The 25,671-nt window shown below is 64.7% G+C and carries 26 protein-coding genes and 1 tRNA gene; 9 read left to right on the top strand and 18 right to left on the bottom strand.

What is annotated here, in order from left to right:
* Positions 1–11: 11 nt before the first annotated feature.
* From BKY27_RS06240 to BKY27_RS06225, 4 genes are all read right to left on the bottom strand, one after another.
* The gene (locus BKY27_RS06240) at positions 12–506 is read right to left on the bottom strand and encodes a periplasmic heavy metal sensor (protein ID WP_071673586.1); all 495 of its coding nucleotides are present in this window, start codon (positions 504–506) and stop codon (positions 12–14) included.
* A gap of 3 nt (positions 507–509) precedes the next feature.
* A complete protein-coding gene (locus tag BKY27_RS06235; RefSeq protein ID WP_146636194.1) occupies positions 510–866 on the bottom strand; it encodes a hypothetical protein in 357 nt (118 codons plus the stop codon).
* Positions 856–1,440 carry an RNA polymerase sigma factor gene (locus BKY27_RS06230; protein WP_071673584.1) on the bottom strand — a complete coding sequence of 195 codons (585 nt, stop codon included), beginning with the start codon at positions 1,438–1,440 and terminating at the stop codon, positions 856–858. Before BKY27_RS06230 ends, BKY27_RS06235 begins: the two co-directional genes overlap by 11 nt.
* Positions 1,441–1,514: 74 nt before the next feature.
* Positions 1,515–2,084, bottom strand: coding sequence for an EF-hand domain-containing protein (locus BKY27_RS06225; protein WP_071673583.1), 570 nt, complete (start codon positions 2,082–2,084; stop codon positions 1,515–1,517).
* Between the two features lie 197 nt (positions 2,085–2,281).
* On the opposite strand from BKY27_RS06225, the gene BKY27_RS06220 reads away from it, so the two are divergent.
* Together BKY27_RS06220 and BKY27_RS06215 are read left to right on the top strand one after the other, a co-directional pair.
* The gene (locus tag BKY27_RS06220; RefSeq protein ID WP_071673582.1) at positions 2,282–2,665 is read left to right on the top strand and encodes a DUF983 domain-containing protein; all 384 of its coding nucleotides are present in this window, start codon (positions 2,282–2,284) and stop codon (positions 2,663–2,665) included.
* Positions 2,662–3,330, top strand: coding sequence for an NUDIX hydrolase (locus BKY27_RS06215; protein WP_267888886.1), 669 nt, complete (start codon positions 2,662–2,664; stop codon positions 3,328–3,330). Before BKY27_RS06220 ends, BKY27_RS06215 begins: the two co-directional genes overlap by 4 nt.
* 63 nt (positions 3,331–3,393) lie before the next feature.
* On the opposite strand, the gene BKY27_RS06210 is transcribed toward BKY27_RS06215, so the two are convergent.
* Genes BKY27_RS06210 through BKY27_RS06200 form a run of 3 tightly spaced genes read right to left on the bottom strand, consistent with a single transcriptional unit; the run spans position 3,394 to position 6,162 of the window.
* Entirely contained in the window at positions 3,394–4,326 is a 933-nt protein-coding gene (locus BKY27_RS06210) for an AEC family transporter (protein ID WP_071673580.1), read from the bottom strand.
* A 1-nt stretch (position 4,327) separates the two neighbouring features.
* Positions 4,328–5,239: a DMT family transporter gene (locus BKY27_RS06205; RefSeq protein WP_071673579.1), complete on the bottom strand. Its 912-nt coding sequence runs from the start codon at positions 5,237–5,239 to the stop codon at positions 4,328–4,330.
* Between the two features lie 41 nt (positions 5,240–5,280).
* On the bottom strand, positions 5,281–6,162 hold the full coding sequence (locus tag BKY27_RS06200; protein ID WP_071673578.1) for a fatty acid desaturase: 882 nt from the start codon (positions 6,160–6,162) through the stop codon (positions 5,281–5,283).
* A 135-nt stretch (positions 6,163–6,297) separates the two neighbouring features.
* Here BKY27_RS06200 and BKY27_RS06195 point away from each other — a divergent pair, with 135 nt between their 5' ends.
* Positions 6,298–7,155 carry a helix-turn-helix domain-containing protein gene (locus BKY27_RS06195; protein ID WP_071673577.1) on the top strand — a complete coding sequence of 286 codons (858 nt, stop codon included), beginning with the start codon at positions 6,298–6,300 and terminating at the stop codon, positions 7,153–7,155.
* A gap of 198 nt (positions 7,156–7,353) precedes the next feature.
* Here BKY27_RS06195 and BKY27_RS06190 read toward each other — a convergent pair whose 3' ends face one another.
* The 3 genes from BKY27_RS06190 to BKY27_RS06180 are packed head-to-tail and all read right to left on the bottom strand — an operon-like array spanning position 7,354 to position 10,498.
* Positions 7,354–8,796, bottom strand: coding sequence for a carnitine 3-dehydrogenase (locus BKY27_RS06190; protein ID WP_071673576.1), 1,443 nt, complete (start codon positions 8,794–8,796; stop codon positions 7,354–7,356).
* Between the two features lies 1 nt (position 8,797).
* Entirely contained in the window at positions 8,798–9,574 is a 777-nt protein-coding gene (locus BKY27_RS06185; RefSeq protein WP_071673575.1) for an SDR family oxidoreductase, read from the bottom strand.
* A 9-nt stretch (positions 9,575–9,583) separates the two neighbouring features.
* A complete protein-coding gene (locus tag BKY27_RS06180) occupies positions 9,584–10,498 on the bottom strand; it encodes a BKACE family enzyme (RefSeq protein WP_071673574.1) in 915 nt (304 codons plus the stop codon).
* Positions 10,499–10,574: 76 nt separating this feature from the next.
* Here BKY27_RS06180 and BKY27_RS06175 point away from each other — a divergent pair, with 76 nt between their 5' ends.
* Positions 10,575–11,549, top strand: coding sequence for a GlxA family transcriptional regulator (locus BKY27_RS06175; RefSeq protein ID WP_071673573.1), 975 nt, complete (start codon positions 10,575–10,577; stop codon positions 11,547–11,549).
* A 22-nt stretch (positions 11,550–11,571) separates the two neighbouring features.
* Here the strand turns inward: BKY27_RS06175 and BKY27_RS06170 are convergent, their stop codons facing one another.
* On the bottom strand, positions 11,572–12,618 hold the full coding sequence (locus BKY27_RS06170) for an aldo/keto reductase (protein ID WP_071673572.1): 1,047 nt from the start codon (positions 12,616–12,618) through the stop codon (positions 11,572–11,574).
* Between the two features lie 105 nt (positions 12,619–12,723).
* On the opposite strand from BKY27_RS06170, the gene BKY27_RS06165 reads away from it, so the two are divergent.
* The 4 genes from BKY27_RS06165 to BKY27_RS06150 all read left to right on the top strand — a co-directional run bounded on the left by BKY27_RS06165 (position 12,724) and on the right by BKY27_RS06150 (position 16,606).
* Positions 12,724–13,344: an ImuA family protein gene (locus BKY27_RS06165; RefSeq protein ID WP_071673571.1), complete on the top strand. Its 621-nt coding sequence runs from the start codon at positions 12,724–12,726 to the stop codon at positions 13,342–13,344.
* Positions 13,345–13,488: 144 nt separating this feature from the next.
* The gene (locus tag BKY27_RS06160; RefSeq protein ID WP_071673570.1) at positions 13,489–14,709 is read left to right on the top strand and encodes an MFS transporter; all 1,221 of its coding nucleotides are present in this window, start codon (positions 13,489–13,491) and stop codon (positions 14,707–14,709) included.
* 80 nt (positions 14,710–14,789) lie between these two features.
* Positions 14,790–16,508, top strand: a complete 1,719-nt coding sequence (gene metG, locus BKY27_RS06155; protein ID WP_071673569.1) for a methionine--tRNA ligase — start codon at positions 14,790–14,792, stop codon at positions 16,506–16,508.
* A 13-nt stretch (positions 16,509–16,521) separates the two neighbouring features.
* Positions 16,522–16,606 (top strand) — tRNA-Leu (locus BKY27_RS06150).
* Positions 16,607–16,627: 21 nt separating this feature from the next.
* Here BKY27_RS06150 and BKY27_RS06145 read toward each other — a convergent pair.
* From BKY27_RS06145 to BKY27_RS06115, 7 genes are all read right to left on the bottom strand, one after another.
* Entirely contained in the window at positions 16,628–17,332 is a 705-nt protein-coding gene (locus BKY27_RS06145) for a ThuA domain-containing protein (protein WP_071673568.1), read from the bottom strand.
* The gene (locus BKY27_RS06140; RefSeq protein ID WP_071673567.1) at positions 17,329–18,198 is read right to left on the bottom strand and encodes an NAD(P)-dependent oxidoreductase; all 870 of its coding nucleotides are present in this window, start codon (positions 18,196–18,198) and stop codon (positions 17,329–17,331) included. Before BKY27_RS06140 ends, BKY27_RS06145 begins: the two co-directional genes overlap by 4 nt.
* Positions 18,198–19,712: a sugar ABC transporter ATP-binding protein gene (locus tag BKY27_RS06135; protein WP_071673566.1), complete on the bottom strand. Its 1,515-nt coding sequence runs from the start codon at positions 19,710–19,712 to the stop codon at positions 18,198–18,200. Before BKY27_RS06135 ends, BKY27_RS06140 begins: the two co-directional genes overlap by 1 nt.
* Positions 19,709–20,710, bottom strand: coding sequence for an ABC transporter permease (locus tag BKY27_RS06130; RefSeq protein WP_071673565.1), 1,002 nt, complete (start codon positions 20,708–20,710; stop codon positions 19,709–19,711). Before BKY27_RS06130 ends, BKY27_RS06135 begins: the two co-directional genes overlap by 4 nt.
* Positions 20,711–20,721: 11 nt before the next feature.
* Positions 20,722–21,702 carry an ABC transporter permease gene (locus tag BKY27_RS06125; RefSeq protein WP_071673564.1) on the bottom strand — a complete coding sequence of 327 codons (981 nt, stop codon included), beginning with the start codon at positions 21,700–21,702 and terminating at the stop codon, positions 20,722–20,724.
* 60 nt (positions 21,703–21,762) lie between these two features.
* Positions 21,763–22,560, bottom strand: a complete 798-nt coding sequence (locus BKY27_RS06120) for an SDR family NAD(P)-dependent oxidoreductase (protein WP_071673563.1) — start codon at positions 22,558–22,560, stop codon at positions 21,763–21,765.
* A gap of 94 nt (positions 22,561–22,654) precedes the next feature.
* On the bottom strand, positions 22,655–23,623 hold the full coding sequence (locus tag BKY27_RS06115) for a sugar ABC transporter substrate-binding protein (protein WP_084667875.1): 969 nt from the start codon (positions 23,621–23,623) through the stop codon (positions 22,655–22,657).
* Between the two features lie 273 nt (positions 23,624–23,896).
* Here BKY27_RS06115 and BKY27_RS06110 point away from each other — a divergent pair, with 273 nt between their 5' ends.
* Entirely contained in the window at positions 23,897–25,669 is a 1,773-nt protein-coding gene (locus BKY27_RS06110; protein ID WP_146636192.1) for an ABC transporter substrate-binding protein, read from the top strand.
* Positions 25,670–25,671 lie beyond the last annotated feature (2 nt).

Below are 25,671 nucleotides of genomic sequence, written 5' to 3'. Positions count from 1 at the left end.
GCCGCGATCGGTCAGCGATGCTGATGTCGGCTCAGCGCGCTCGTCAGGCGATCGGCAAAGGCGGCGCGCGCCTCCCACGGCATCCGGTCCAACCGGTCCAGCAGCGCCTCGTGCCCCCATTGCTGCAACCCGTTGACCCGCGCGCGCTGGTCTTCCAGCAGGGCGGCGGCGGCAGAGCGATCAAAGGGGTCGCTGCGCACCGCCTCGGCAAAGGCCAGCGTATCGGCCAGCAGCCCCTCGCGGCGGGCGCGCAGATCGTCCCGGTCTTGCCGGGCCCGGTCCATCAGCGCATCGCGGTCGGCCCCGTCCAGCGCCGCGCCGACCGGCCCCAGCCCCAGCGTCCGTGCCAGATCCATCCGGTCGTGAAGTCGGCCATCGGGACCGCCATTCAGAACCGCGCCGCCAACCGCGCCCAGAACCAGCAGGTTCAGGGCAAGGCTCAGCCCGAGGGCGATTTTCAGCCCCCGTCCGGGGCGTTTGCGCGGCGTCTCGGTGGTCTCGTCCATGTCCTATCCCCCTCCGCCGGGCAGCAGATAGCTGAGCGTCGGCACCAGATCGTCCTGCGCCACCAGCCCCAGATCGGTCAGCCGACCACCAAGCGCGCTATCCACCGTGTCGGGGGCGGTCACGCCAATCAGCAGCCCCGCCGCCGTTGCCGCCACGAGGCCCCCGGCCCCAAGCCACGACCCGATCCCCGACAGCCAGCCACCGCCGCCGCCCCGCACCGGGGCCATGTCGGACAACGGCGTCTCGCCCTGCACCCGCGCCGCATCCGCCAGCACCCGCGCCACAAGGGCATCGCCCGGCGTCTCGGCGTCGCGCGCCTCGGCGAACAATTCGTCCAGCATGTCCCTGTCAGTCGTCATATCCCAGGGCCTCCTTCTGTCCGGCCAGAGCCTTGGCCAACGCCCGCTTGCCGCGCGCGGTCAGGCTTTCGACGGCCTCGACGCTGATCTCCAGCGCGTCGGCGATTTCGGGGTTCGAGACCCCTTCGATATGGCGCAGCACCACCGCTTGGCGCTGCCGTTCCGGTAACCGGGCGAGGGCCGCATCCAGCGCGGCCATCCGGCCCGCCTCGACCAGACGTGCCTCGGCATCCGGTGCATCATCCTCTGGCTCGTCCGTGTCGTCCAGCCCCACGGCCCGCCCGGCGCGCCGCAACCGGTCCACTGCAAGGTTCGCGGTCACCCGGTAAAGCCATGTCGAGGGCTTCGCGCCCCCGGCGGTCCATGTCTTCGCGGCCTTCCACAACCGCAGCATAGCGTCTTGCGCCACGTCCTCGGCCTCGGCCCGGTCGCCCAGTACGCGCGCCGCGTGGTTCAGCACCCGCGGCAATAGCCGCGCAGTCAGAATCCGTGCCGCCGCCGGCTCGCCATTGGCGAACAGCACCATCAGGGCATCGTCCTGAAGCTGGTCCAACTCGGCGTCCAAGGGCTCCATTCCTCTGTCCTAGCCCGCCGCGAACGGCGGGGGAAGAGAGGCCGCGCAGCGGCGGCCCCCCTGACGTTGTCAGCTCAGTCGGCATCGCCATTGCGCAGCCAGAAACCGTGGCCCTGGCCTTGGCCGTGCCCCATCCGATGGCCATAGCCGTCGCCGTCCATCATGCCATGTCCGCGCTCACCCCGGTTCTGCGGGCCCATGGCCGCCATCTGGTCGAACTCTGCCTCGGTCACCACACCATCGCCGTTGCGATCGGCGCGGGCGAACATCTGCTCGGGGCCGGGTCCACGCGGGCGCATGTCGTCCAGCTCGTTGGGGCTGAGCATACCGTCCTCGTTGTCATCGAACTGTGCCATGCGCGCGTCGATGCGGGCCTCGACACCGGTCATCGCCATGGCGATCATCTCGTCACGGCTGAGGTTGCCATCACCATCGGTATCTGCCGCCGCCATGTGCGCGTCGCGCAGTGCGGTGACTTCTTCCAGCGTCAACTGGCCGTCGCCGTTGGTGTCGAGATCGGCAAAGGCGGGGCGTCCCATGCCCGGACCGCCGTTTCCACCCGGCCCCATAGCGGCGGCGGGCAGGGTCATGGCAAGGCCAAGCGGGATCAGGGCGCTCAGCAGCAGGGCTTTCTTGATCGACATCAGCACATCTCCTTGTTTGACTGTCTGACCTTTCCACGGGACAGCGCCGGGGTTCCGTCGGTTCCGGCGCACTTTTTTTCTCGCGCGACGCTACGGCGGGCATTTGACGCGGGCCGACAGGGGTTCAGGAGTGGGCGGTTGAGTGCTATTTACCCGCGACAAGCATCGAGACTTCGAAACGCGCGAGGAGGCCGGACATGGCCACGGACATGGTAAACAACATCCCCGAAGAGCGGCCCCTTGGGCAGGCGTTGCGGCGCGGTTGGCGGCGGCGGTGCCCCTGCTGCGGCGAGGGCAAGGTTCTGCAAGGCTACCTGAAGCTCAAGCCCGAATGCGAGGTCTGCGGCCTCGACCTCGGCAAGGCGCGCGCCGATGACGGCCCGGCCTACCTGACCATCCTCGTGGTCGGCCATGTCATGGTGGTCGCGATGCTCGAAGTCTTCATCCGGTTCCGCCCCGAGCCGCTGGAAATGGCCATCGGCTTTACCATCGGCGCGGTGGCGCTGTCGCTCTACCTTCTGCCCCGCTTCAAGGGGGCCTTCGTGGCGTTGCAATGGGCCAAGAGGATGCACGGGCTGTGACCGACATCCCCATCCGCGACGCGGCAACGATCATCATGGTGCGAGACGCGGCGACGCGTCCCCGCGTCCTTATGGGGCAGCGCGGCCATGGCGCGGTGTTCATGCCGTCGAAATTCGTCTTTCCCGGCGGGGCCGTCGATGCGGTGGATGCCACGATACCCGTGGGCACCGCGCCCGATCCCGATTGCGCGGCGCGTCTTGCCAACACCAGCACGACCCCGGCCGAGACGCTGCTCAACGCCGCCACGCGCGAGTTGTGGGAAGAGACCGGCCTGCTTTTGGGAACCCGCGACGACCGTGCCGGCCAGATCGAGGCGCCGCGCGGCTGGCGCGGCTATCTCGCCACCGGCCACCTGCCCGACGGGGCTGCGCTGCGCTACGTCTTTCGCGCGATCACACCGCCGGGCCGCCCCCGCCGCTTTGACGCGCGGTTCTTTCTGGCCGATGCCGCATCGCTGGCCAATGACCCCGACGATTTCAGCCGCGCCGAAGATGAGCTGAGCCACCTGCAATGGGTGCCGCTCGACGAGGTGCGCCAGTTCGACATGCCCTTCATCACCGAGGTGGTGCTGGCCGAAATCGGCGCCATCCTGTCCGGGGCCGGTCAACCGGGCGTTCCGTTCTTCAACAACCTTGGCGAGGTCAGCCGCTTCGAACGGTTGTGAGATCCGCGCGGAATCAAGGCCGTCAGGCCGCCGCGCGGTCGCCAGACCGCCCCCGCTCCGACCCTACCCCGCCAGAAACAGCGCCTCGCCAAGCGCGATCCAGATCGGCATGGCGGCAAAGCTCAGCAATGTCTGCACCGTGATCATCGCCGCCATCAGCGGCGCATCGCCCCCCAATTGCCGCGACAGCGTATACGACGCCACCCCCGTCGGCAGCGCGCCGTAAATCAGCAGCACCTGCGCCTCCATCGGGGCAACGCCCAGGGCCATCGCCAGCACCACCACCACGCCCGGAAACACCACCAGCTTGCCCAAGGCCGACAGCACGATCGGCCCCGCATCCCCCGACAGGCCGCGCAGTTTCAGGTTTGCCCCCACGCACAGCAGCATGATCGGCAACGCCGCAGCCCCCAGAATGGACAGCGTCTGGTGCAGCACCGGCAAGCCGCCAAGGCCCAACAGGTTCGCCCCCAGCCCGGCCAGGATCGACAGGATCAGCGGGTTCCTGGCCAGCCCCTTCAGCGCCGTGACCACGGGCCGCGCGCCGGGATGGGGCAGGTAAACCGCAAACAGGCTGACCACCGTCAGGTTGACCACCGGCACCAGCGCCGCCGCCGTCAGCACCGCGATTTGCAGCGCGGGCGCGCCATAAAGCGCCTCGGCCACAGCCAGCCCGATAAAGGTGTTGAACCGCCCCACCCCCTGCAACAAAGAGGTCACGACTGTCCCGTCCCGCCGGATCGCCAGCCCCGCCAGCATGCCGAACCCCATGGTCAGGAAAAACGCCAGATACATGACCGAGGCGAGCGAGGCCAAGGTTTCTCCCGACAGGTCGGCGGTCGAGATACGAACGAAGAACAGGGCGGGCATCAGCAGGAAATAGACCAGCCGGTCATTGAGGTTCCAGAACTCGGTCGACGGAATCCCGCCCCGCCGCAGCGCGTAGCCAAGGCAGATCATCACGAAAACCGGTGCGATGCTCAGGAAAATCTGCATCTCAAAGCGCCCCCCACAGGATCAGGAACAGGCTTGCCACGATCAACGCCGCACCGCCGATCTCCTTGCCCGAGGAGCGTTCCTTGAGCCAGAAGACCGAGAACAGAAAGGTGAACAGCAGCTCGATCTGCCCAAGCGCCTTCACATAGGCCGCCGTTTGCAGCGTAAAGGCCGTGAACCAGCCAAGCGAGCCAAGCATCGAGGTCAGCCCCACCAGCGACGACACCCGCCACGAGGCCAGCACCTTGCCGATCTCGTCGCGCTCGCGCCAGAAAAGCCACAGGCCAAGAACAACGGTCTGCACCGCCGTCGCCGCCGACAGGGTGAAGGACGCGCGCAAAAACACCGCGCCGGACTCCAGCGCCAGCGATGCCCCGCGATAGCCCACGGCCGACACCCCAAAGAGCACGCCCGACGCGATGCCATAGCCCGAGGCCGCGTTGAACAGCCGCGACCGCCAATGCAGGATAACGTCGGTCCTGGGCGGGTCCGACAGCAGCACCACTCCGACAAAGCCCACCCCGATGGCAATCAGCACCGGCGTCGATACGCCCTCGCCCAGAATGACCAGCCCCAACAGCGCGGTCAGGATCACCTCGGTCTTGGCCAAGGTGATGCCGACCGGGAAATTGCGCCGCGAAAACAGCGCCACCACGCACATGGTGGCCACGATCTGCGCCAGCCCGCCCGACAGGATAAAGGCCCAAAAGCGCAGGTTGGGCACCGGCAACGCCTCGCCCGTGATCTGCGCAGCCCCCCAGACCACCACCGCCACCAACGGCGCGGAATACAGGAACCGCGCCCATGTCGCGCCGGCGGTCGACAGCGTCGTCACCTTCAGGTGCCGCTGCAACAGGAACCGCAGGTTCTGCATGAAGGCGGCAAACAATGTGACAGGGATCCAGAGGGGCATGGCCGTTACATCCCCCGGCCCCGCCGCCTTGGCAAGTCAAATCAGTCGCGCGGCCAGAGCGGATGCGGCACCGGGTCTTTCGCGGTCACCAAATAGCGGCGAAAGACCTCGGCATAGCTGGCATAGCGATAGCCCGCATTGCGCGTCAGGTATTTCTCGCGGTTGGGGAAATAAAGCTGCGGCAGCCGATACCACGGCGTGCGCGGGTGCATGTGATGCACGACATGCAGGTTGTTGTTGAGAAAGAGAAAGGCCAGCGGCCCCCGATCCTCGATGATCACAGTGCGCCCGCGCACCTTTTCATGGGCCTGGTGTTCCAGAAAGGTGCGGATCTTGAGCATCCCGAGCGCCAGGTAGCAGGCCACGAGATACAGCCACAGCGGCATAGGCGAGGCCACCACCAGCCAGATCACCGGCACCGACGCCGCGATATGCCCCAGCCAACTGCCCAGAACCCGGCGATTGCCCGCCCGGATTTGCCGTGCGTCATCGGCGATGAAGGTGATCTGCCCGACGAGCGGCCCCAAAGCCATCCGTCCCAGAAGCGTGTTGTTCAGCCGCAAAAGGCCCTTCACAGGCCCGGTCAAGCGCCCCCAGACCGCCGGGTCGAGGTAATTGCTCTCGGGGTCGTCATATGGGTCGGTCAGGTTGCTATCGAGGTGATGCGACAGGTGGGTGTCGCGGAACCGGCCATAAGGAATGGCCAGGTTCAGCGACGCATAAACCAGCGGCGCGCCCCATGTCCGGCCCGCAAACGGGTGGCCATGGATAACCTCATGTTGCAGCGAGCATTGCAGCGCGATGGCAAAGACGAGGGCGGCAAAGGCGAGCGGCATCCAGAGACCGGGCAGCCAGAACAGCCCAAGCGCCCACACCATGTAACAGGCCGCAATCAGCAGCACGGTCGGCCATTCGACCCGCATTCTTCACCTCATTTTGTTCGTGATCCGGGCTGCCAGTCCCTTGGTGGCCCGTTTCATCTGTCTATCACCGCTTGCTTTTTCGGGGCAGTCCGGGAATTCTCCACAAGAAGTCAACAATGGTGATAAAATCAAACGATGCACACATCGCTCAACAAACCTGACCGGGCGGGCCTTTTCCGCACCCGCTTGACCGAGGCGATGGCGCAATCCGGGCTAAGCCGCGCGGCACTGTCTCGGGCCACCGGCGTCGACCGCTCCACCATCACCCAGCTCTTGGCGGCCGAGGATGCGCGGATGCCCGGCGGCCACCTCGTCGCGGCCTGCGCATTGGCGTTGGAAGTGTCGGCAGACTGGCTGCTTGGCCTGTCGGACCAGCCCGAACGCGCGGCGCACCTGCTCGCCGCCACCCTGACCGAGGCCGAACGCGCGACCTCTGCCGAAGACCAGATTTTCGCGTGGCACAAGGAGGCGGCGGGCTACAAGATCCGCCATGTCCCGGCGACCCTGCCCGACATGATCAAGACCCGCGCGGTGATGGAATGGGAATACGCCCCCACCACCAACCGCACCCCCGGTCAGGCCATCGCCGCCGCCGAGGCCCGGCTCGACTGGATGCGCTCGACCGAATGCGATTACGAAATTGCCCTGCCGCTGCACAGGCTGCAAAGCTTCGCCGCTGGAACCGGCTACTATGCCGGGATCAGCGCCGCCCAGCGCCGCGAACAGATCGACTGGATTCTGGATGTGCACGACCAGCTTTACCCCACCTTGCGCATCTTCCTCTACGACGCGCATCGGGTCTATTCCGCGCCGATCACCATCTTCGGCCCCAAGCTGGCGGCAATCTATCTGGGCCGCTACTACGTCGCCTTCCGCGACCGCGACCGCGTCCGCGCCGTCACCCGCCACTTCGACTGGCTGGTGCGCGAAGCCACGGTGTCGGCCCGCGACCTGCCGGGGCACCTGAAGGGCCTGCGGGGCGTGGCGCGGTGAGGACGAACCGCGTCAAAGCCATTGCCCCAATCCGGCGCGAACGGCGGCTTCCAGCCCTCGCACACGGTTCTGCAACGCAGTCGCGCGAATAGCGTCGCGCGATCGCCAAACCGCCCCCCGAAAACCGCCAAACCGGTGTACGGGGGGTGCACAGGGGGTGCACGGTGGGTGTACGCCCGGCGACGGCCTCTTTTGGGCCTATTTCCGCCCGGTTCCGCCGGCCCCTTCGGGCATCGGAACGCTTGCATGGGCGGTCACGATCTGCTCGATCAGCGCGGCCATTTCCGCAGGCGGATCCTCGGCCCGGCGGGTGATCATGCTGACATGGATCAGGAATTGCTCCGCTGTCGCGGCCACCCGATCGCCGCAATGGATGGTGTGGAAGAGCTTGAGTTTCTTGCCTTTTCCTTCCAGAACTTGCGTCGTGACCGTGATCTCTTCCCCGATCATCACCTCGGCCAGGTAACGCACATGGTTCTCGACCGTGAACCAGCTTCCGCGCTCGGCGATATACTCAGGCGTGCATCCGATCCACAGCAGGAACCAATCGCTCGCCTCGGACATCGCCTGCATGTAGCGCGCCTCGTTCATATGCCCGTTTCCATCCCCCCAATCCGTCGGCACCTGCCGCCGCAAAGTCACCATCGGCGCCATCAGGTCGGGCATGTCTGGGGCAAGGGTTTTCTCGTGGTCTTTCAAAACTTTACCCACGGCCGCCTCGCGCTGTTTCAGGCTGCGCATCATGGCCGTAAGGTTGCCATCACGCAGGGATTCAAGCTCGGCAATCGACATATGACCCGACTGTGCATCGGACTGGCTGGCGATCATATCCACCAACTCTTCGGTCAATTCCGGCACGTCCATCAGCTTGGTCCACGGCCATTCCAGCGCCGGGCCGAATTGGCTGATGAAATGCTTCATCCCCGCCGGTCCCCCCGCCACGCGGTAGGTCTCGAACAGGCCCATCTGCCCCCACCGAAGGCCAAACCCCATGCGGATCGCATCGTCGATTTCCTCGGTCGTCGCCACGCCATCCTTGATCAGCCACAGCGCCTCGCGCCACACAGCCTCAAGGAACCGGTCGGCGATATGGGCGGGAATTTCCGCCCGCACCCGCAACGGGAACATCCCCACCTCGCGCAGCAGCGCCTCGGCCTTGTCCAGCAGCCCCGGCGCGGTCTTGTCCGACCCCACAAGTTCGATCAGCGGCAGCAGGTAGACCGGATTGAACGGATGCGCCACGACGATCTGGCCAGGTCGCGTCGCGCAGCCCTGCAACTCGCTCGGCATGAAGCCCGAGGTTGATGAGGCGATGATCGCCTCGGGGTCACAGACCGACTGCACCTGCTGGTAGAGTTTCTGTTTCAGTTCAAGGCGTTCCGGCACGCTTTCCTGAATCCAGACTGCCCCGGTGACGGCCTCGCTGATCGTGTCGTGAAAGCTGAGCCTGCCCTCGGCGGGCAACCCAACGTCGTATAGTGCGGGCAGTGCCTTGCGTGCGCGGTCGAGCATTCCTTGCAAGGCCTCTTCCGCCGTAGGCGACGGGTCGAACACCCGCACGTCCCAGCCCATCAAAAGAAAGCGCGCGGCCCATCCCCCACCGATCACACCGCCGCCCAGAATGGCTACTGTCTTGCTCATTTCAATCCCCGTTCGTTTCCGTATGTCCATCAACGGCCATCGCCTGCCCCGACACTTTCGCGCCCAAATCAGAGGCAAGGAAGAGGGCCATGTTGGCCACGTCCTCGGCCGTCACCCATGTCTTCATCGAGACGCCCTTCACATAGATCTGGCGCACCTCGTCTTCGCTGATCCCGCGCGCCCTTGCCTCGTTGGCGACAACCCGATCCATGCGAGGCCCTTCCACCGCGCCGGGGCAGAGGGCGTTGACGCGGATGCCGAAGGGGCCAAGCTCCATCGCCAGCGTCTTCATCAGGCCAAGGATGCCCCATTTCGCGGTCGCGTAGGGCGAGCGATAGGGGTGCCCGAAGAGGCCGGATGTTGACGAGGTCAGCAGCAACAGCCCCGATCCCTGCGCCTTCATCACCGGGGCCGCGCGGCGGGCGGTCAGGAAGGCCCCGTCGAGGTTGACGGCCAGTGTCGCCTTCCAGCCGTCCAGAGTCTGGTCCTCGATCGCGGCGGCTGGCCCGCCGATCCCGGCATTTGCGGCGGCCACGTCGAGCCCGCCGAAACCGTCCAGCACCTCGTCGAAGAACCCGTCGACCTGCATCTGGTCGGTCACGTCCACCTGCCGGACGAGGATGCCGGGATTGGCCTCTGTCATCTGGGCACAGGCCGCTTCATCCACGTCGCACACGGCGACCCGCGCGCCTTGGGACGCGAAGCTTTCCGCCATGACCCGACCGATCCCCGCCGCACCGGCGGTGATCAGAACCCGCGCGTTTTCAAGCCCCAGCATGGATCTCCCTCACCCTTTCGGCGCGCGCTTGACAAGCCCGAGCTTCTCGCGCACCTCCGCCGGTGTCATCACGCGGCTGCCCATCCGCTCGACGATGCCGACGGCCCGCTCGACCAGTTGCGCATTCGTCGCCAATTCGCCCTTGCCGAGCCAAAGGTTGTCTTCCAGCCCGACGCGCACATGCCCGCCCGCCAGAACGGAGGCAGCCACATAATCCATCTGGTTGCGGCCAAGCGAGAAGGCCGAGAAGGTCCAGGTGGACGGCACGTTGTTCACCATCGCCATGAAGGTGTTGAGGTCATTGGGCGCGCCCCATGGCACCCCCATGCAAAGCTGGACAAGGGCCGGATCGGTCAGGATGCCTTCGTCCACCAGTTGCTTGGCAAACCACAGATGGCCGGTGTCAAACGCCTCGATTTCTGGCTTCACGCCCAGATCGGTCATCATCTGGCCCATGGCACGCAACATGCCGGGGGTGTTGGTCATCACGTAGTCGGCTTCGGCGAAGTTCATCGTGCCGCAATCGAGGGTACAGATCTCGGGCAGGCAGTCGGCAACGTGGGCCAACCGCTCGGTCGCGCCGATCATGTCGGTTCCCGCCTCGTTTACCGGCAGCGGCGCCTCGGTCGAGCCGAAGGTGATGTCGCCGCCCATCCCGGCGGTCAGGTTCAGCACCACGTCCACATCGGCGGCGCGGATACGGTCAGTGACCTCACGGTAGTATTCCAGCTCGCGCGAGGGGGTGCCGGTTTCGGGGTCGCGCACATGGCAATGGACAACCGCGGCACCGGCCTTGGCGGCGGCAATGGCGCTTTCGGCAATCTGTTCAGGGCTGCGCGGCACATGCGGGCTGCGATCCTGCGTCCCGCCAGAGCCGGTGACCGCACAGGTAATGAACACGTCGCGTGTAGGGGTCAGGGGCATTCTCGTCTCCATCCTCGGTTTGGAGGACATGAGACGCCAAGTTGCGAGTCAATTCATTGCGTTATACGAAAGGATCATGACTGATACCGCAATTCGAAAAAGAAATCCCGGCGAGCGCCCGTTCCGCATCGGCCTGCTTGTGCTGCCGGACTGCAACCTGCTGTCTATGGCGGCTGCGCTGGACCCATTTCGCGCGGCCAACCGGCGGGCGGGGAAGGCCCTCTATGACTGGCAGGTGCTGTCGCCGCAAGGCGGAATGCTCAGCCTGACCTGTGGGGTCGAGGTCAAGACCGATCCCCTGCCGCTGAATGCCGATATGGACCTGTTGGTGATGGTGGCAGGGTTTCGGCTGGATGCCAACGCGACCCCCGCGTTGCGGGCTTGGCTGCGGCAGTTGCGCGGGCGCAAGATTTCCTATTGCGGCGTCGATGGCGGCCCATGGGTGCTGGCGCGGGCCGGGTTGCTGAACGGCCATTGCGCGACGACGCATTGGGAAGATCTGGAAGCCTTCTCGATCGCGTTCCCGGATGTGGAGCCGCTGCCCGACCGCTTCGTGATCGACGGCCCTGCCCTGACAACCGGCGGGGCCGCACCCTGTCTGGACCTGATGCTGCACCTGATCCGCGCGCATCACGGGGCGGAACTGGCCGGGCAGGTGGCCAACGCATTGCTGTATGATCCGGCGGATCGCCCCACCCCGCAGCGCCTTGTTCCGCAGGCCCGACTGGCCGCTGTCGCGCCCCCCGTGGCGCAGGCCGTGACGATCATGGAAGACCGGATGGAAGAGCCGCCCGCCATGGCCGCCATCGCCCGCCAGGTCGGGCTGTCGGCGCGGCGGTTGGAAATGCTGTTTCGCCAGCATCTGGAAATCGGCCCCGGCACCTTCTTTCTGCGGTTGCGCCTGAACGAGGCCCGGCGACTGGCGCTGGACACCGGCTTGACGGTGCAGGAAATCGCGGTGCGCACCGGGTTTTCCGGCCCCTCGACACTGGCCCGCGCCTTTCGCAAGGCGTTCGGCCAGTCGGTGTCGGACCTCAGGGCCGGGCGGTAGGGCGCAGGCGGCGCCCGGCCGCTCAGTAGGGCATCGGGTGCGCCCTGTGGGCCGCCGTGATCTCGTCCAGCACGTCCTGGCACAGCTCGATATCCACCGCGTCAAGGATGCGGTCCAGTTGCGCCGAGGTCGTCGCGCCGAAAATGGCCGAGATCGGGAAGGGCCGCGTTTGCTGCCACGCCAGTGCCATATGCACCGGGTCCAGCCCATGCCGGTCTGCGATGTCCAGATAGGCCGCCGCCGCGCCGAACACCCGTGCGGATTTACGACCGCCCATTTCCGGCACCAACGACATGCGAGAGCCCTCGGGCACCGCGCCGTTCTGGTATTTCCCGGTCAGGAAGCCTGCGGCGAGCGGCGAGAAGGAGAGGAGCGTCACGTCCTCGTTCACCGACATCTCGGCCATGTCGGTGTCATACATCCGGCACAGCAGGGAATATTCGTTCTGCACCGTCTGCACGCGCGGCAGGCCCCGATCTTCGGACACGCGCAGCCATTGCGCGGTGCCCCACGAGGATTCGTTGGACAGACCGATGAACCGCATCTTGCCTTCGGCCACCAGTTTTTCGGCCTCTTCCAACACGTCGGTGATATGGGCCAGCGTTTCGGCCTTGTTCTGGCCGCTCGGGTCATAGGTCCAGTTCTGGCGGAACTGGAACGAGCCGCGATTGGGCCAATGCAGTTGGTAGAGATCGACATAATCGGTCTTGAGCCGTTTCAGCGAGCCGTCCAGTGCGCGGCGCAGTTCGGCCCCGCTGATCGGCACGCCATCACGCACGAACCCGCCGTTTTCGCCGGAAATCTTGGTGGCGAGCATGTAGTCCCCGCGCCGCGACGGGTTGGCCGCGTTCCAGTCACCGAGAATGGCCTCGCTGCCGCCCACGGTTTCTTTGCTGACCGGGTTCACCGGGTACATCTCAGCAGTGTCCACGATGTCGATCCCGGCGGCGAGGCTCATGTCCATTTGCCGATGCGCGTCCTCTGGCGGGGTCTGGTTGCCCCATGTCATCGTGCCGAGGCACAGTTCCGAGACCGTCAGGCCCGTCGAGCCAAAGGGAACCTTGCGCATTTTATCCTGTCCTGTCCGTCGTTTCGTTGGCCCAAACCTAGGCCATTCCCGGCAGGGCACAAGCCACGGATTGCAGAACATTTAGCGAACATGTAGACTTCCCCCATGTCGATTGCCCGCCTCACCCGCACCGCGCCGCGTTCCGGCCCCGCGCCCCTGCGCCTCTTGGGGCGGTTCGATCTGGCGCGGGCGCGGGCGCATGAATTTTGCGGCTCGGCCCGGCGGCGGCTGGCGCTGTGGGTAGCGCGCGAAACCACCGGCCCGATCCTGTGGGTGCGGCCCGCGTGGCACCCGGACCGGCTGCATATGGGCGGGGTGCAACCGGTGATCGACCCCGGTCGCCTGATCTTTGTCGAGGTGACGCGGCCCGAGGATCTGCTGTGGACGCTGGAAGAGGCGTTGCGCCCCGGTGCAGTGCCGCTGGTGATCGGCGAATTGCCCGAACCGCCGGGACTGACCCCGGTGCGCCGCCTGCATCTGGCCGCCGAGACCGGGGCCGAGGCGCGGGCAGCCCCGCTATGCCTGCTGCTGACCCCCGGCACCGGGGGCGCGGCGGGGGTGGAAACCCGCTGGCAGCTTTTGCCCGATCACGAGGCCAGCCGCAGCCGCTGGACCTTGCACCGCCTGCGCGCACGGCAGGCCCCACCGAAAAGCTGGACCCTGACCGACACGGATATCGCCCAGGCCACCGGCACGGCCCCACCCCGCGACCTGCACCCCGCCTGACAGCCCATGAACCGGCTTGCCCAGACGGAAGAGATCGCTACACCTTACAGACGCGCCCTCAAACGACCCCGAAAACGTCGCGGATGAGAAAGCAGGGCCTTCCCGCCCCGCTCAGGTTGAGCGAAAACACCGGTCCCTCCGCCCATGCGCATGCTCATTTCCTTCGCCGCCCTGTTCCTGTCGATCTTCCTGTTGCAGATCTCGACCGGGGGTGTTGGGCCGCTCGACGTGCTGTCAGGCAGCGTTCTGGGGTTCTCGAACAACCAGATCGGCCTGCTCGGCTCGGCCCATTACCTCGGCTTTTTCATCGGCTGCTGGTGGGCCCCGCGCCTGATGGGAACGATCGGCCATTCCCGCGCCTTCGCGGCCTTCACGGCGACCGGCGCCATCGGGCTTCTGGCGCATATGCTGGTGCTTGATCCGCACGCATGGGCGTTGATGCGGGTGGCGTCGGGCCTGTCGGTGGCGGGCTGCTACACGGTGGTCGAGGCGTGGCTGCAGTCCAAGGTCACCAACGCCACGCGCGGGCGCACCATGGGCAGTTACCGGATGGTGGACATGGGCGGATCGCTGGCCGCGCAGATGCTGATCGGCATCCTCGAACCGGCAAGCTACGTGTCCTACAACCTGCTGGCCCTGCTGTGCTGTGCGACGCTGCTGCCGATCACGCTGTCGCGGGCCAAGCAGCCCGAGACCCCGAATGCCCCGCGCCTCAACCCCGGGCTGGCGTGGTCCAAATCCCCCCTCGCGGTGGCGGGGGTAATGGTGGCCGCCGTGTCCTCTGCCTCGTTCAGAATGGTCGGCCCGCTTTACGGCGCGCAGGTTGGCCTGCGGGCAGACCAGATCGCCTTTTTCCTGTCAGCCTTCGTTTTGGGCGGCGCAATTGCGCAACTGCCCGTCGGCTGGCTGGCAGACCGCTACGATCGCCGGTGGGTTCTGATCGGTATGTCCATCGCCGCCCTGCCCGCCTGCGGCGTCACCATCGCGGTATCGGGCTTTGGCACAGTGGCCGTGATGAGCGCGGCGTTCTTCTTCGGGCTGATGACCTTCCCGATCTACTCGATCTCGGCGGCCCATGCCCATGACTGGACCGAAGATCACCAGCGGGTCGAACTTTCGGCCGCGCTGATGTTCTTCTTTGCCGCCGGGGCCATCGTCGCACCGTGGCTGACCTCGGCCCTGATCACGCTCTACGGGCCGACAGCGCTGTTCGTCTTCATCGCCGCCGCGCACCTGATCCTGGTGATCTTCGGCCTGATCAGGATGCGCCGCCGCCCAAGCTCTGGCACGCGCCAGCCCTATGTCTGGGTGCCGCGCACCACCTTCCTCGTGGGGCGTATCTTCCGCAAGTCGCCCAAACCCTAGCCACAAGCGCCCATGGGTTCTGGAACTAGCCGGATGCATTCGTTAAAGGGGGCGGTGGAAGACGGAAAAAGGCGCGTCAGATGGCACGGATTCTCATCACCTCGGCAATTCCCTATATCAACGGGATCAAGCATCTGGGCAATCTCGTGGGCTCTCAGTTGCCCGCCGATCTTTATGCCCGTTATCAACGTGGACGCGGCAACGAGGTCATGTTCCTGTGCGCCACGGACGAGCACGGCACACCTGCCGAACTGGCCGCGGCCAAGGCCGGCAAGCCGGTGGCCGCGTATTGCGCCGAAATGCATGAGGTCCAAGCCAAGATCGCCGAGGGCTTCCGCCTGAGCTTCGACTATTTCGGTCGCTCGTCCAGCCCGCAGAACCATCGCCTGACCCAGCATTTCGCGGGCACGCTGGCCGAGGCCGGGCTGATCCGTGAAGTCACTGAAAACCAGATGTATTCCAAGGCCGATGGCCGCTTCCTGCCCGACCGCTACATCGAGGGCACCTGCCCCAATTGCGGGTTCGACAGCGCGCGCGGCGACCAGTGTGACAACTGCACCAAGCAGCTTGACCCGGTCGACCTGATCGACCCGCATTCCACGATTTCCGGCTCCACCGATCTGGAAATGCGCGAAACCAAGCACCTGTTCCTGTGCCAAAGCCAGATGAAGGACCAGTTGGAGGCGTGGATCGACTCCAAGTCCGACTGGCCCGTCCTGACCACCTCGATCGCCAAGAAATGGCTGAACGACGGTGACGGCCTGCAAGACCGGGGCATCACCCGCGATCTCGACTGGGGCATCCCGGTCAAGCGCGGGGACGAGGACTGGCCGGGCATGGAAGGCAAGGTTTTCTACGTCTGGTTCGACGCCCCCATCGAATACATCGCCTGCGGTGCCGAATGGGCCGAGGCGAATGGCAAGACCGACGCCGACTGGGAACGCTGGTGGCGCACCGACAAGGGTGCGGGCGATGTGCGCTATGTCCAGTTCATGGGCAAGGATAACGTGCCCTTCCACACCCTCAGCTTCCCGGCCACGATCATCGGTTCCGGCGAGCCGTGGAAGCTGGTCGATTACATCAAGTCGTTCAACTACCTCAATTATGACGGTGGCCAGTTCAGCACCTCGCGCGGGCGCGGCGTGTTCATGGATCAGGCATTGGACATCCTGCCCGCCGACTACTGGCGTTGGTGGCTGCTGTCCCATGCGCCCGAAAGCTCGGACAGCGAATTCACCTGGGAAAATTTCCAGCAATCCGTGAACAAGGACCTTGCCGACGTCCTCGGCAATTTCGTCAGCCGCGTCACCAAGTTCTGCCGGTCGAAATTCGGCGAGGTCGTGCCAGAGGGCGGCGACTACGGCGAACAGGAATTCGCGCTGGTGGCCGAGCTTCAGGAAAAGCTCGACGCCTTTGAAGCGCATATGGAGGCGATGGAAATCCGCAAATCCGCCGCCGAACTGCGCGCGATCTGGGTGGCCGGGAACGAATACCTGCAAGCCGCCGCGCCTTGGGCCGCCTTCAAACAAGACCCCGAGCGCGCCGCCGCCATCGTGCGGCTATCGCTGAACCTGATCCGGTTCTACGCGGTGTTGTCGGCACCCTTTATCCCCGACGCCTCGGCCAAGATGCTGGCGGCCATGGGCACAGAGGGCGCGGACTGGCCGGGCTCGGTCGGTGACGCATTGGCGGTGCTGGAGCCGGGCCACGGCTTTACCGTGCCAGAGGTTCTTTTTGCCAAGATCAGTGACGAAGACCGCGAGGCATGGCAGGAACGGTTTGCAGGCACCCGCGATTGACGGGTGGCCAGATGCGGGCGTGATGGAATGGTAGACATATCGGACTTAAAATCCGAAGGCCTTGTGCCGTGTGGGTTCGAGTCCCACCGCCCGCACCATTTCCCTTTCCAGTCAGGGTTTTACCCCCGCGTTGCCGCCCAGATCATGCCCCGGCGCAGGATTTCCGTGACCTGCGGCACCTTCAGGTCGTCCAGCTCGTGCCCGATCGAGCAATAGAAGACGCGGCCCTTGTCCCACCGACGCTTCCAGACGACGGGAATGACCGTGCCTTCGATCCACCACAGGTGATCGCCGGAAAAGGTCGTCGTGGCCAGAACCTCGTTCGAAGGGTCCACCAGCATGTAATATTGCTCGGACCGCAGGCGAAAGCTCTTGATGCCTTCGACCAGCGGGTCGGCGGGTTTGCAGATGGTCACATCGTAGTCGATGTAGTCCTCGCGCGGTTGCAGGTTGTCCGGCCAGCCCGGCGGATGCGCCACGAACTGCCCGCCGATCAAGAAATGATAGGTTGGCCGGTCGCGGAACGCGTCGCCCATATGGCCATGCCAGCCCGCGATGCCCCGCCCTTCCGAGACAAGCTGCAACAGCCCGTCTTCCTGCGGCTTGGTCATGTTGCCGAACTCTTCCTTGTGGCCCGACCGGGCCGAGGACCAGATTGGCACGATCAGGTCGACATCGGACAGGGTCTCGGGGTGCTCCAGCGGTTCCAGCGTGTTGTAGACATCGACCTCAAAGCCGTTGTCGGTCAGCAGGGCCTCGCACCAATCACTGAAATCGGTGGGGGCGTGGCCTTCCCAACCCCCGACAAAAAGCGCAGCTTTCATGGTTTGCTCTCCCGCATGAAATCAAGGATGGCGGCCATGTCGCGGGCGTCATACCCGGCGGCGACCGCCTTGTTGAGGATATCGAGCGTGGCCCGCGATTGCGGTAGCGCGACGTTGTAGGAATCGGCCAGCGCCGCCGTCACCCGCATGTCTTTCTGGGCGAGTGCCACGGTGAAAGTCACGTCATGGGCCGCCTCGTCGAGGTAGAGCGGCTTGCGATACGTCAGCATCGGTGCGCAGGCGGCACTCGCTTCGATCGCCTCGAACGCTGCACCGGTGGGGATGCCGGAGGCCTCGGCCAGCGTCATCGCCTCGGCGAAGGTCTGGTTGATGCCGTGGATCAGCATGTTGACCGCCAGTTTCATCACCGCGCCCGCACCAGTGCGGCCAAGGCAGATGGTCTCCTTGCCCATGGCGTCAAAGAGCGGCTGGACCTCTGCCACCGTGTCGGCCTTTGCCCCTGCCATGATCAGCAGCTGCGCATCGGCGGCGGCCTGCGTGGCACCGGACACCGGCGCGTCGATCACGGTGGCTCCTTCTGGCGCGGCGGCGGCCAGCGCGGCGATATGCGCGGGGCTCATCGTGCCCATCTCCACGAAGGTGCGCGCGCGAGTGCCCCTGAACAGCCCGTCCGCGCCCAGATGCACGTCTTGCGAAGCGGGATCGTCGGCCAACATCGTGACCAACACGTCCACCGCATCGGACAGGGCGCGCGGGCTGTCGGCGACTGCGCATCCCTGCGCCACCGCGAACGCCTGTGCCTTGTCGCTGTTCCGCGTCCAGACCGTCAGGTCATACCCCGCCCCGATCAGGTTCGCAGCCATGCGCTGGCCCATACGGCCAAGCCCCGCAAATCCAACACGCATTACGCGGCCTGCCCGTCTCCGCCGATGCCCGAGATCGCCTGCACCAGACTGTCCTCGGTCACCTCGCCGACGCCGAACTTGCGCATGATGCGCCCGTGATACATGGCGATGATCCGGTCAGACACATGCAGCACCTCGGGCATTTCCGACGAGATCACCATGACGGCATAGCCCTGCGCGGCCAGATCGCGCAGCAGGTTGTGAATTTCCGACTTGGAGCCCACGTCGATCCCGCGCGTCGGTTCGTCGACGATCAGCACATCGGGCCGCATCGCCAGCCATTTGCCGATGACGATCTTTTGCTGGTTGCCGCCCGACAGGCTGCCCACAGAGGTGCGCCAGCTCGGCGTCTTGATTTGCAGCCGGTCGCGGTACTGGTCAAAGATCGCTACCTCGGCCCCGTCGGCCACGAAGGGCCCCGCCGTCATGTCATCGACCTGTGGCAAGGTGATGTTGTCCCGGCAATTCATGCCAAGGATCAGGCCCTGTTCCTTGCGGCTTTCCGGCACCAGCGAAATGCCGTGCCCGATGGCCTCGATGGGCGACGAGATTTTCAGCTCCTCGTCTTTCAGGAAGATGCGGCCGCTCGACGGTGTGCGCAGTCCAAAGAGGGTCTCGGCAATCTCGGTGCGCCCTGCACCCACCAAACCGTAGAAGCCGACGACCTCGCCCTGCCGCAACTCGAAACTCACATCCTGGAACAGGTCTCCACAGGACAGCCCTTCGACCCGCAAGGCGACCTCGCCGACCTCGACCGGGGCCGCGTTCCGGCTCAGGTCCAGGCTGCGCCCGATCATCATTTGGGTGATTTCATCCTCGTCGGTCTCGGCGGTGACCAAGGTGCCCCGGTATTCGCCATCGCGCAGAACCGAGATCCGGTCGGTGATCTTGAAGATTTCTTCCATCCGGTGCGAAATGTAGACAATCCCCACCCCATCGGCCCGCAGGTCGCTGATCACGTCGAACAGCACGACTTTCTCGGCATCGGTCAGCGAGGCGGTCGGTTCATCAAAAATCACCGCCTTGGCCTCCACGGTCAGGGCGCGGGCGATTTCCACCATCTGCTGGTTGGCGATCGACAAATCCCCAACCCGCGTGCGGGCATTGAAGCTGACCTTTAGCCGGTCGAGGATTTCATCGGTCTGGGCATACAGTCGTGCCCAGTCCACGCGGCCAAAGCTCTTGCGCGGCAACTCGCCCAGATAGACGTTTTCCGCCACGCTCAACTCTTCCGCAAGGCTCAGTTCCTGGTGGATGAACATCACGCCCTTGGCCTTGGCCTGAAGCGGCGATGTCATCACGGTCTGGACCTCTTCCACGAAGATGCGGCCTTCCTCGGGCTGGTAGATGCCGCCAAGCACCTTCATAAGCGTCGATTTCCCCGCCCCGTTTTCGCCCATCAGGGCATGGACTTCGCCGGGGAAGACTTCGAAGCTCACCCCGCCGAGCGCACGCACGCCGGGGAAGGTCTTGACGATGTTTTCAAGCCGCAGGGCCGGTGTTTGATCGGTCATACCTTCAGCTCCTCTTGTCCTTTGCGGTTGAGTTGCTTGTCGAGGAACAGGACAGCGATCAGGATCGTTCCGATCACGAGGTTCACAGTCTCGGTGTCAGCCCCGATATAGCCAAGCCCCTTGCGCAATAGCTGGATGGCAATGACACCGCCGAAGGTGCCGATGATCGAGCCGCTGCCGCCGGTCAGCTTGGTGCCGCCAAGCACCACTGCCGTGATGGCCCACAACTCGAACAATGTGCCGTCATTGGGGTTCACCGAGCCGCTGGCGGAATAGAAGGCCACCGCCGACAGCGCAGACAGGAACCCGATCAACGCAAAGTTCAGCAGCATGTGTGGCCCGACCCGGATACCGGCATTCACCGCCGCTTCGCGGTTGTCGCCGATGGCATAGGCGTTGCGGCCATGCACCGTGCGCGTCATCAAAAGCCAGACGATCACAACCACCGCGATCAGGACGAGCGAGGGCGTCTCCAGCCCCAGCACGTTGGCCTCGGCAATGTCGACCATGGTCCAGTTCAGGTGATAGGTCGGCTGCTCGCCGTTATACATGAAGACCAGACCGCGATAGCCCAGCATCGCGCCAAGGGTCACGATGAAGGCATCGACGCCGGTTTTCCAAACGATCAACCCGTTGATCAGGCCAAGGGTCACACCGGTCAACAGGGCCAAGAGCCATGCCACCGGGATCACCCAATCGCCAAGCCCGGCGAAGATCGGCCAACTCATCGAGTCGAGCATGACCACGGCGGACAGGGCATAGGTAGCCCCGACGCTCAGGTCGATATTGCCGTTGATCATGATGACGGTCATGCCCACGGCGATGATGCCGATGGGGGCCGATTGCTTGAGCAACAGCAGCATGTTGCCGAAATCCATGAAGGCGCTCTCGGACATCGACCAGAAATGGCCCGCGACCGAGAAGAAGATCAGCTCCAACACGATGAAGCCCCAGATCGCGCCGTTCTTGATCAGGCCGGATAGGGTCGGTTTTGTCATTGTCCCCTCCCTCACGCGATCGGTGACCAGAGACGGCCACGCTTGGCCGCGATATCCAGCCAGACCGCAAGGATGATGATGACCCAGGTCACGACGAACTGAGCGTAGAATTGCAGTCCGGCCAACAGCAGGCCGTTCTGAATGAAGCCAAGGATCAGCACGCCGATCACGGTCTTGAACACGGTGCCGGACCCGCCGAGCAGCGAGGCCCCGCCAAGGATAACCGCGGCCAGAACCTCAAGCTCCATCCCTTGGCCCACGGTGTTCTGCGCGCCCATGGTTCGGCTGGCCTGAATCAGGCCGGCCGTGGCGACGCAGAAAGACGAGATCAGGTAGGTCATGAAAACGACCCGCGCGCGCGGGATACCGGAAAAGGTCGCCGCCGTGCCGTTGCCGCCGACCGCGTAGACCTTTCGGCCAAAGGGCGTCTTCGCCAATATGACCGCCAGAATCAACGCCAGCCCACCGAACATCAGCACCGGGATCGGCACGCCCGCCACGGTGCCGCGTCCGAAGACACCGAACCATGTCGCCTGCTGGTTGGCGATGTCCATGTTCTGCCCGCCACTATAGGCCAGCGTCAGCCCATGAATGGCCGAGAGCATTCCCAACGTGACAATCAGCGAATTAAGCTTGAGATAGCCGACAAGGAAGCCGATCAGCGCCCCGAGCGCCATGGTCATGGCAAACATCGCCGGAATCGCCAGCGCCGGCCCGAAAGCCGGATTTTCGTGCAGGTCCAGAACCACGATAGCCGAGAACGACATCATCGACCCGACCGACAGGTCAAGGTTGCCGCCGATCACCACGAAGGTCACGCCAAGCGCCATGACCCCCAGAATGGCCGAGGACCGGATTACCCCGAACACGTTGTCGATGCCGATGAACCTCGGGTTCCACAGGGCAAACCCGACCATGAATAGCACGAAGGCCACCAGGATGCCCTGCCGTGCCAGAAGGCCGCCAAGGGCCTTCGCTCTGCTGTCCGTCATCTCTTTCCTCCCAGTAGTCTCCAGCCCCGCCATTCGGGAGGTGCCGGAAACGTCCGATCCTCAGACCAGTGTCATGCCGCCGTCGATCATCACGATCTGACCGGTCATGTAATCGCTGTCGCGCGACGCAAGGAACGTGGTGGTTCCGGTGATATCGTCAGGACGGGCAACCCGCCCTTTCAGGATATCGGCCGAAAACTCCTCCATCGCCTGCCCCGGACGCTCGGCTGCGCCGATGGCCATCAGGTCGCGGTCCACCTCTTCCCACATTTCCGTGGCCACCACGCCCGGCGCAAAGCCGGTCACCGTGATGTCATGCTTGGCAAGATCGCGCGCACCCGATTGCGTCAACGAGACCACGGCGAATTTCGACGCGCAATAGGGCGCGACGTTATCGAACCCTTGCCGGCTGGCGATCGAAGCGGTGTTCACGATCTTGCCGCCCGTGCCCTGCGCAATCATCTGGCGCGCGGCTTCCTGCATTCCGATCATGCAGCCAAGCCCGTTGATATCCATGATGAACCGCCAGTTATCCTCGGTCACGTCGAGGAAGTTCATCGGCTTGTTCACCCCGGCATTGTTGAATTTCACATCGAGCCGACCAAAGGCCGCGACGGCCTTGTCGATCATCGCGCGAACCTGCTCGCGCTTGGTCACATCGACGGCGGCCCAGATCACCTTGCCGCCGTTTTCCGCGGCCCGCTCGCGGTTGGCATCGGCAACGGCGGCCACCTTGTCGGCGTTGATATCGGCGAAACACACATCCGCCCCTTCGTCGAGCAGCGCTTCCCCGATGGCGCGCCCGATCCCCTGTGCGGCACCCGTCACGATACAGGCACGTCCCGAGACACGTCCCATGACGCCCTCCCTTGGTTTTGTATTCTGGCTTGTGAGACGTTCCAGTGCGAGGGGCCGACGCGGAAGATCCGGCCGGCCCCCTGCGGGAGGAAAATCAGAACACCGGACGGTCGTACTGGTCCATGTTCTCTTGCGTAATCTTCGGCGTGTCGAAGTAGTTGAGGAACGGCACGTCCTCGCCGTTCAGCACGTCGAGCGCGGTTTGCAGCGCGGCCTCGGCGTCATCCACCGGCGACTGGTAGATGGACCCCCAGTATTCACCACGACCCATGGCGTCGTAGCCCACGGCGAAGTTGGTGGCCCCCACGAAGGTGATGCCCTCTGCGCGACCGGCTGCAAGGGCAGCGTTCAGTGCGCCAACGCCCATGTTGTCATCGCCGGAATAGACACCGTCGATATTGTCATACTGGACAAGGAACGCTTCCATCACGCGCTGCGCGTCTTCGCGGTTCCAATTGCCCGGCTGGCTTTCCACCAGCGTCACGTTCGGGCAGACCTCGGGCAGGCGTTCTTCAAAGCCCTGCGCGCGCTCGATGGCAGTGGTGTAGCCCGGCTGACCGGTGATCTGCACGATCTGCGCTTCGTCCTGAATACCCAGGTCTTCAAAGCGGGTGCACATGATTTCCGCCGCGCGACGGCCTTGGGTAATGTTGTCGGGCCCCGAGAAGGACGCCACGAACGGGAAGCCGTCTTCCGCGATGTTCGAGTTGGTCACGATCACCGGGATATCGGACTGGAAGGCTTCACGCACAGCGGGGATCACGGCCTGACCGTTGGTCGGCCAGATAATGATCGCGTCGACTTCCTGCTGGATGAGATCCTGCACTTGCGCGATCTGGCGGGCCACGTCGCCACCGGCATCAAGGACGACCACCTCGACATTCGGGTTGGCTTCTGCGGCGGCGATGAAGGCGCTTTCATACGTCGTCTGGTAGCTGTCCACGCCCACGTTGTTCTGGGTAATCCCGATGCGCCAGGTGTCCTGCGCGGTCGCGGCACCGGCAAAGGCCATGCCCGCGAGGGCGGTGGTGGCGGCCAGCATCGCAGTGTTCAGTTTCGTCATTCTCTCTCTCCCTTGGATTTTCATAGATCGCAGTTGCCAACCTCCAAGCGGGAATCACCCCTGCCCGGCAACCGGACGCCGCATTGATCCCTTGTTTACGGTTTTCGATCCGTATTGGATTTGTTCATTTTGAACATCTGATAGTTCAAAACGGATATTTGTGATGTTCTCTCGGAACACCCACTCCGACACAACAGAGGGAGTCGATCAATGACCGACGTGAATCGGGGCCCAGGCCAAGGCTTTCGCCCCCCATCCGAAGAAGAGCGGGCCATGAAAAATGTTCAAAACGAATATTTACTCGGAGGCAAGCCAGTGACTGCTGGAATGCCCCCGTTTGGTCCATCCGAAATCCATCAGGCCATTGATCTTATTGAAGATTTCTCAGCAGAGGTCGAGACGGCCCTCGATATCGCGGCGCCAAACCCCTATCTCAACATGGCCATTCACCTTGTCCGCAACCACCTCGAAGGCCGCATCTGCACCGCGTCCTCGGTGATCGCGGCCTCGGGCGTGCCCTACGCCACCGCGCGGCGAAAACTGACCGAGTTGCAAGACGCCGGCCTGATCGAACAGCGCCCCCGCACGCGGTCAGGCAAGAGCTTTTCGCTGCACCCAAGTGCCGCCATGCTGCAAAACTGGGCGCAATTGTCGGACCGCATCCTGCGGCTGGCGAAAACCCGGCTCAACCAGATCGCGCCCTCGCCGGACAGCCGCGAGGGCGCCGATTACTACTTCGGCGGCTCCTACAAATCGGCACGGTCGATCCAGCCGCCGAAGGTTTTGCCAGAGCCGCTCAAGCTGCCGGGCGGCCTGCGCATCCTCGTTCACGGCGACCCCACCTTCATGGTCATGGAAAACCTCAAGCGCCAGTTCGAGCAGGTGATCGGCACCAAGATCAGCCAGCGCGCCTTTTCCATTGACCGCTTGCACGAAGAGGCGATCCGCAACGCCGAGCACAGCGCCAGCCGCTACGACATCATCGCCGTCGATCTGCCATGGCTGGGAGAGTTCGTTGCCCGCGGACTGTTGACACCGCTTGACGATGTGCTCGACATCGACCGGCTTGACCCCAGCGATTTTCACACGGCGGGCTGGCGGGCGGCGCATTGGGGCGGGCGTCCCTACGGTGTGCCCAGCCAGACCACCCCGGAACTGCTGTTTTACCGCAAGGACTGGTTCGCCGAGGCGGGGCTGGAACCGCCCGCCACCACCGACGACCTGCTGCGCGCCGCGAAAGCCCTGCACGATCCCGCCCGTGGCCGCTATGGCATCGCGTGGAACGCGGCCCGCGGCACTGCGCTTGGCCACACCTTCATGATGACCTGCGCAGATTTCGGCCAGCCGGTCTTCAACCTCGACGCCATCGCGGGCGGCTATGATGCCGATCATCTCGACCGTCGCGATCTGGTGCCGACATTGAACACCCCCCGCGCGCTGGAAGCGGCGGAATACCTGATGGCGCTGCTGGAATTTTCGCCGACCGACATCCTGTCGATGTCGTGGTACGAGCGCGTGCGCCCCTACGCCGCCGGCAAGATTGCCATGGCCTACGGCTACACTCTGCTGGCGCCCTATTTCGAGCTGGACGAGTCCTCGCCCGCCCACGGCGCCACCGGCTACCTGCCGCATCCCGCCGGTCCGCATGGCCAGCCGATCGCGCCGGTGGGCGGCTATGTGCTGTGCCTGCCGTCGAACCTGCCAGCCGAGCGCAAGCAGCAGGCGGCAGAGGCGCTGGTCGCCTTCACCTCGCCCGAGGCGCAGAAGCTCTACGTCATGAACGGCAGCCGCACGGCGCCCCGCTACTCGGTCGGGGCCGACCCCGAGGTGCGCCAGCTCTCACCGATTTTCGAGGCCGTCGACGCCATGTCCTGGCGCGACGAGCTGCAATTCTGGCCGCGCCCGCCGGCGCCCCAGATTTCCGAGATGATCGCCATCTGCGGTCAGGAAATCCACGACATGTTGCGGGGCATCACGACCCCGCGCGACGCCTTGTCCCGGGCCCAGTCCCGCGCCGAGGCGGTGATGCAATCGACAAGGGACTAGAG

Origin of the sequence: Nioella nitratireducens (assembly GCF_001879715.1) — a bacterium.
In the GTDB taxonomy this organism is placed as follows: domain Bacteria; phylum Pseudomonadota; class Alphaproteobacteria; order Rhodobacterales; family Rhodobacteraceae; genus Nioella; species Nioella nitratireducens.
Note: the sequence above shows the minus strand (reverse complement) of the source record. Positions and strands in the feature narration are given on the sequence as shown.